General features: G+C 69.9%; 7 protein-coding genes. 5 read left to right on the top strand and 2 right to left on the bottom strand.

The window, feature by feature from the left end; genetic code table 11:
* A partial coding sequence (locus tag CMO28_RS02710; protein ID WP_296709174.1) for a HAMP domain-containing protein occupies positions 1–676 on the bottom strand: 676 nt, incomplete at its 3' end.
* Between the two features lie 160 nt (positions 677–836).
* Here CMO28_RS02710 and CMO28_RS02705 point away from each other — a divergent pair.
* From CMO28_RS02705 to CMO28_RS02695, 3 genes are all read left to right on the top strand, one after another.
* Positions 837–1,607, top strand: coding sequence for a MipA/OmpV family protein (locus CMO28_RS02705; RefSeq protein WP_296709171.1), 771 nt, complete (start codon positions 837–839; stop codon positions 1,605–1,607).
* 16 nt (positions 1,608–1,623) lie between these two features.
* Positions 1,624–2,349: a response regulator transcription factor gene (locus CMO28_RS02700; RefSeq protein WP_322111289.1), complete on the top strand. Its 726-nt coding sequence runs from the start codon at positions 1,624–1,626 to the stop codon at positions 2,347–2,349.
* Positions 2,350–2,425: 76 nt separating this feature from the next.
* Positions 2,426–3,391, top strand: coding sequence for a hypothetical protein (locus tag CMO28_RS02695; protein WP_296709169.1), 966 nt, complete (start codon positions 2,426–2,428; stop codon positions 3,389–3,391).
* On the opposite strand, the gene CMO28_RS02690 is transcribed toward CMO28_RS02695, so the two are convergent.
* Positions 3,382–4,167 carry an SDR family NAD(P)-dependent oxidoreductase gene (locus CMO28_RS02690; protein WP_296709166.1) on the bottom strand — a complete coding sequence of 262 codons (786 nt, stop codon included), beginning with the start codon at positions 4,165–4,167 and terminating at the stop codon, positions 3,382–3,384. The two genes, CMO28_RS02695 and CMO28_RS02690, sit on opposite strands and share 10 nt — an antisense overlap.
* Before the next feature lie 134 nt (positions 4,168–4,301).
* On the opposite strand from CMO28_RS02690, the gene CMO28_RS02685 reads away from it, so the two are divergent.
* Positions 4,302–4,886, top strand: a complete 585-nt coding sequence (locus tag CMO28_RS02685) for a TetR/AcrR family transcriptional regulator (protein ID WP_296709163.1) — start codon at positions 4,302–4,304, stop codon at positions 4,884–4,886.
* Positions 4,887–5,021: 135 nt separating this feature from the next.
* On the top strand, positions 5,022–6,089 hold the full coding sequence (locus tag CMO28_RS02680) for an AraC family transcriptional regulator (protein WP_296709160.1): 1,068 nt from the start codon (positions 5,022–5,024) through the stop codon (positions 6,087–6,089).
* Positions 6,090–6,136 lie beyond the last annotated feature (47 nt).

The following is a 6,136-nucleotide window of genomic DNA, read 5'->3' as shown; positions in this document are numbered from 1 at the left end:
GCATGCGGTTCAGCGCCCGGGCCAGCGTGACGATCTCGGTGCTGCCGCGTTCCTCGAAAATCTCGGCCTCGCCAGACAGATCCGCTTCGGCCGCGGCGGCCGCGATGCGCCGCAGCGGCCGGGTGATCACCCGGCCCGAGAACACCGCGAACAGCAGGCCGAGGGTGACGATCGCCAGCAGGTAATACGGCACCTGGGCCGAGACGTCGCGCAGGATCATCCGCTCAGGGTCGAGGGTGGCGACCAGCAGGGTCTGCCCCTGGTCGATCTTCAGCACCATCACCCGGGTCTCACCCAGGAAGGTGCGCCACCCGCCGACCGGCGGTTCGATGTCCTCGGGCATGAACAACCAGCTGGTCAGCCTGTCGAAAACCCCATCCTCGGGCCGTCCGGTCACCAACCGGTCAGCCGTCTCGGGGGCGGCGAGGGACAGAACCCAGCCCGACCGCCGCGCCGCAGCAAGCACGGCGTCGCGGTCCGCGGGAGGGCTGTCCTCCACCAGATCGGCGACGACCCCGACCTGCCTGGCCACCTGCTTCAGGTCCGGCAGGGTGGACAGATTCTTGATCTGGCGTTCCAGAACCGGGCCGAAAGTGTCGACGACCGCCAGGCCGATCAGGATGATGACCATGATCTGAACCTGAAGGGTGGGCCGGGGGATGGTGAGGCGCTTCATCTCGGCTCCGGGGGTGGATGGTGGAGGCGGCGCGGCCATCTTCGCATGGCGCGGGCCGCAGCGGGTGCGCCGCAACAAAACGTAACAAATCGACACCCCCGGGGCCGGCGCGATGTGGGAAGCAGAAGGCATCGGTCCTTCATCGTCGCACGGAGCCGTCATGCGTCGTCTCGCTTTCCGGAACAGACCCCTTCTGCTGACCGCGCCCACCCTGGCCCTGCTCAGCCTGGCGCCGGCCGGTGCCGATGCCCGCGACTGGAGCCTGGTGCTGGGCGCCGGCGCCGGGCTCGCCCCCGAGTACGAAGGCGGCGAGGATCTGGATGTCTCGCCCCTGCCGCTGGTCATCTTCACCTGGCAGGACTGGCTGACGGTCTCGCCCGGCGGGGCCGAGGCGCGCGTTGCGCACTGGGGGCGGCTGTCGGTCTCGGGCCGGCTCGGCTATGAACGCGGCCGCGACCAGGACGATGCCGACCGGCTGAAGGGGCTGGGCGATGTCGACGGCGCCGCCACCGCCGGGCTGAAACTCGCCTGGACCCCCGAGCCCTTCGAGGTATATCTGACCGTCGACCGGGCACTGGGCGGCAGCGACGGGCTGACGGGCACGCTGGGGCTCGACTATACGGCGAGGGTATCGGAGCGGCTGACCCTGACGGCGGGCGTGGCCGCGGTGATGGCCGATGACGAGCATATGCAGAGCTATTTCGGCATCACCCCCCGCCAGTCTGCCGCTTCGGGCCTGGCGCGGTATGATGCCGAGGCCGGGTTGAAGCGGGTCGACTTCGAAACCACAGCGACCTGGATGATCGGCGGTAACTGGATGTTGTTCGGTTCCGCCGGGGTGGGCGTGCTGACCGGCGATGCCGCCGACAGCCCGGTGGTGGAAGAGAAGGTCCAGCCCAGGCTGTCGCTGGCGCTGGGCTATCGGTTCTGAAGATCGAGACGAGGGCATGATGATGCAGCCGGGTGGGGGGCCCCATATCCTGATCGTCGAGGACGATGCCGGGATCGGCGGGCTGCTGGCCCTGACGCTTCAGGAAAACGGCATGCAGGCGACCCTGGTGGGCGATGGTCGCGGCATGGCCGCAGCCCTGGCGCGCCAGGGGTTCGACCTGATCGTGCTGGACGTGATGCTGCCCGACGAAGACGGCATCAGCCTGTGCCGGCGCCTGCGCGCCGACGCGACCATCCCGATCATCATGCTGACGGCGCTGGGCGAAGAGATCGACCGGATCGTCGGGCTGGAGGTGGGCGCGGACGATTATGTCACCAAGCCGTTCAGCCCGCGGGAGCTGGTCGCCAGGATCCGCAGCCTGCTGCGCCGCGCCTCTTACGGCGCCGCCCTGCCCGACGGCCGCCGCCGGCTGCGCTTCGACGGCTGGGAGATCGACCCGCTGCGCCGCCAGCTGCACGACCCCTCCCGCGCCCGCATCGCGCTGACCACCACAGAATTCGACCTGCTGCTCGCCTTCTGCCGCAATCCCGGCCGGGTGATCACGCGCGAGGAGCTGCTGTCGCTGACCCATGCGGGGCTCGCCGGGCCGATCGAGCGCAGCATCGACGTGCATATCAGCCGGCTGCGCCAGAAGATCGAAGCCGACCCGAAAGAACCCGCCCTGCTGCGCACGGTGCGCCTGGGCGGCTATGTCTTCACGGCGGTGGTGGACGAGATCTGATTGCCCGGCTTGCGCGCCGGCGGGCGGGCGGTCAGGATCGACTGACGGATCACCGACCGCTCCGGAGGACACCGCCTTGCCGTCCGACGCCCCACGCTGCCCGCTGGATGCCACCGGCGACGAACTGGTCACGATCTTCCGCCGCACCTTTCAGCTGCCGCGCCCCGACGGATCGCTGCCCCGCACCTTCCACGAGCTGGAACATGCCTGCCTGGACGGCGTGTTCACCGTGACCCCGCCCGCAGATCCGGCGCTGGCGCAGGGGCTGTTCGCCCGGCCGGGGCGCTATCCGGCGCTGGTGCGGTTTTCGGGCGGGCTGCTGCCGGATGAACGGCTGCCGGATGCGCGCGGCATGGCGATCGCGCTGTCTGACGTAGAGGGCGAGGTCTGCGAAGGTGCGGTGCCCGGCCGGCAGGATTTCGTGATGGTCGACCAGCCGACCCCGCCGATGCGCGATGCCGCCGATGCGCTGGTGCTGTTCCGGGCGATCGACGGCCATCTGAAGCCGACGCTTGCCCGCATGCTGCTGCCCGGCGCGGTGATGCCGCGGGGACGGCCGCGCCTGCACTATCTGCAGATGATGGCCGATACGCTGCGCAACCATCTGAAAGGGCGCGACCTGGCCGGGCGGACCTATCATTCGGTGGCGCCCTTCGCGCTGGGCCAGGGGGCGATGAAGTTTCAGTGCCGGCCGGATGCCGCCTGGCGGAATGTGCGCGGCGGCAGCTTCGCCGAACGGCTGCGCAAGGCCTTCGCCCGCGGGCCGATCGGCTTCGATTTCCTGATCCAGCCCCGCCAGGGCGAGCACGAGCTGCTCGACGACGGCATCGCCCGCTGGACCGGGCCGTTCACCGCCGTGGCCCGGCTGGAGCTGCCGCCCCAGCCGGTGGTGGCGGATCGCGGCCGCGACACCGCCTTCACCCCCTGGAACGCCCTTGCCGCCCACCGGCCGCTGGGAGAACTGAACCGGCTGCGGCGGGTGACCTATGCCGAATCGGCGGCAAGGCGGGGGGCGGCAAGGCGGGGGGCGTCTCAGACCTGAATGCCGCCGGCGATGTCGATCACATCGCCGGTCATGTAGCCGCCATGGGGCCCGGCCAGGAAGCAGACCAGCGCCGCGACCTCGTCCAGCGTCGCGATCCGGCGGATGGGGTGCAGATCCATCAGCGCATCGGGCACGCTGTCGCCCACCTCCGCCGCCATGTCGGTGGGCATGATGCCCGGCTGGACGACATTGACCGTGATGTTGCGCGGCCCCAGATCACGCGCCGCCCCGCGGGCATAGCCGGCGATCGCCGCCTTGCTGCCGGCATAGTCGGCGACGCCCGGGAAGGGCACGCGGCTGCCCAGCGCCGAGCCGATGAAGACGATCCGGCCGCCATCCGACAGCACCGGCGCCGCGGCGCGCGTGGTCGCCACGGCCCCCGCGACATTGGTCTGCCACAGCCGGTCGAGCCGGGCCGTGTCGGCGGCCGGATCGTCCACCATCTGGCCCAGCACCGAGATCGCCGCATTGTTGACCAGAATGTCGAGCCGGCCGAATTCGGCCATCACCCGGCCGATCAGCGGTGCCGCCGCGGCCGTGTCGGCCTGATCGCTGCGGAAGGCCGCCGCGCGCACCCCCTGCGCCTTCAGATCGGCCACCACCGCCGCAGCCTTGTCGGCCGAGGCGACATAGCTGATCGCCACATCCGCCCCCTGATCGGCCAGCGCCCGCGCCACCGCGGCGCCCAGGCCGCGCGACCCGCCGGTGACCAGCGCCACCCTGCCCGCCAGCATCTTCGAATCTGGCATCTTCGACGTCGGCATCTTCGACATGAGACCTCCGTTTCCGGCACTCGTGAGAGCGCCAAATTTATTACCAATCGTTACGATAATGATTGGTATGAAATATGGACAGGGGCTGTCAAGCGGCATAGGATGCAGCCGATGATCATTTCCGGACCGGGCTGATGGGGCGCCATCGCGAATTCGATGTAGACCAGGCACTCGACGCCGTGATGTGCGTGTTCTGGCAGAAGGGCTATGAAGGTGCGTCCTATACCGACCTGACCCGGGCGGCCGGGGTGGAACGGCCGGCGCTGTATTCGGCCTTCGGCAACAAGGAAGAGATGTTCCGCAAGGCGCTCGCCCGCTATTACGAGCGCCATCTGGACTACATCCCGGCAGCGCTTGACCTGAAGACGGCGCGAGAGGTGGCGCGGCATATCCTGTTCAGCGCCATCGACCTCAACACCCGCCATCCCGACCATACCGGCTGCCTGGGCATCAACGGGCTGCTTGCCGGATCGGACGAGGCCGAACCGGTGCGCCGGATGCTGATCGAGGCCCGCGCCGCCGGTGAGGCGCAACTCGCCGCCCGCTTCGAGCGGGCGAAGGCCGAGGGCGACCTGCCGCCGACCGCCCGCCCGGAGGTGCTTGCCGCCTTTCTTCTGACCATGCTCCACGGCATGGCGGTGCAGGCGAAGGCCGGGTTCAGCCGGGAGAAGCTGGAGGCGATCGCAGACCTCGCCCTTGCCGCCTGGCCGGAGGCATAGTCCGGCCCTCAAGGTCGTCTGGCCGGCGCTTTCCGCACTGGCCGCTTTACGCCGGGCGACTTCCGGTTTATCCCCTGACCCACAGGACAGGGCGCGGGGGAAAACGTGGGGGCGGATGAAAACCCGGCGGGGCACATGACCACGGAAACGGGGTCCGGCGCACGGCGTTCGGCCGAGAGCGAGGTGCCGGCCGGCACGATTTCGGCCCATCTGGTGGCCGAAGCGCTGGAAGGCGCCCATCGGCTGCGGCTGGATACCGGGCCGGTGCTGCGATCGGCCGGCATCGACCCGGTCGGGCTGACACGGCCGGGGGCGCGGGTGGATGCCGAAACCTATGCCCGGCTGTGGCGCGGGCTGACCCGGCTGCTGGACGATGAATTCTTCGCGATGAACCGGCGGCGGATGAAGCGCGGCAGCTTCGGCTTCATGTGCGCCACCGCGCGCGAAGCGCCGGATCTGGGAGCCGCGATCCGGATCATGACCCGGTTCATGATGCTGGTCTTCGACGATATCGATCTGCGCCTGCTGCGCCATGGCGCCCATGCCCAGCTGGTGATGCGCGGCCGCCGCCCCACCGGCGGGGCGCCCCTGCCCCCGCCGCGCGCCTTCGCCGATTTCACCATCTGGCTGATGCTGCACGGCGCCGCCTGCTGGCTGGTCGGCCGGCGGATCCCGATCCGCTGGATCGACGTCCGCGCACGGGTGCCGGCCTATACCGACGATTACCGACGGTTGTTCTGCAACGATCTGCGCTTCGGCCAGCCCGACAGCCGCCTGGTCTTCGATGCCGAGCTGCTGGACCTGCCGATCGACCGCTCGCGCCGGTCCCTGACCCGCTTTCTGAAACAGGCGCCGGGCAATATTCTGGTGCGCTATCGCAATGCCGATGCCTGGCTGGTGCGGGTGCGCCACCATCTGCGCGGCCTGCACCCCGACGACTGGCCGGATATCGACAGCCTGGCCACCGCCTTCGGCATCTCCACCGCCACCCTGCACCGCCGCCTGGCGGCCGAGGGCCAGAGCTACCGGGCGATCAAGGACGCGCTGCGCCTTGACATCGCCATCGACGTCCTCCGCGACCCCACCGCCTCGGTCGCCGACGCCGCCGCAGCGGCCGGCTTCGCCGACCCCAGCTCCTTCCACCGCGCCTTCCGCAAATGGACCGGCCAGAGCCCGGGGCGGTATCGGGCGGAGGGGGGGTAGGAACAGAGCAGGGGCAGGATCGCCACAAGCGATTGATCCCGCGCCTG

Source organism: Tistrella sp. (genome assembly GCF_002684955.1).
Classification (GTDB): Bacteria; Pseudomonadota; Alphaproteobacteria; order Tistrellales; family Tistrellaceae; genus Tistrella; species Tistrella mobilis.
This window is presented reverse-complemented; position numbering and strand designations above follow the sequence as displayed.

Coding starts and splice junctions, on each gene's coding strand:
- CMO28_RS02705 (WP_296709171.1), top strand. CDS start 837: ATGCGTCGTCTCGCTTTCCGGAACAGACCCCTTCTGCTGACCGCGCCC.
- CMO28_RS02700 (WP_322111289.1), top strand. CDS start 1,624: ATGATGATGCAGCCGGGTGGGGGGCCCCATATCCTGATCGTCGAGGAC.
- CMO28_RS02690 (WP_296709166.1), bottom strand. CDS start 4,167: ATGTCGAAGATGCCGACGTCGAAGATGCCAGATTCGAAGATGCTGGCG.
- CMO28_RS02685 (WP_296709163.1), top strand. CDS start 4,302: ATGGGGCGCCATCGCGAATTCGATGTAGACCAGGCACTCGACGCCGTG.
- CMO28_RS02680 (WP_296709160.1), top strand. CDS start 5,022: ATGACCACGGAAACGGGGTCCGGCGCACGGCGTTCGGCCGAGAGCGAG.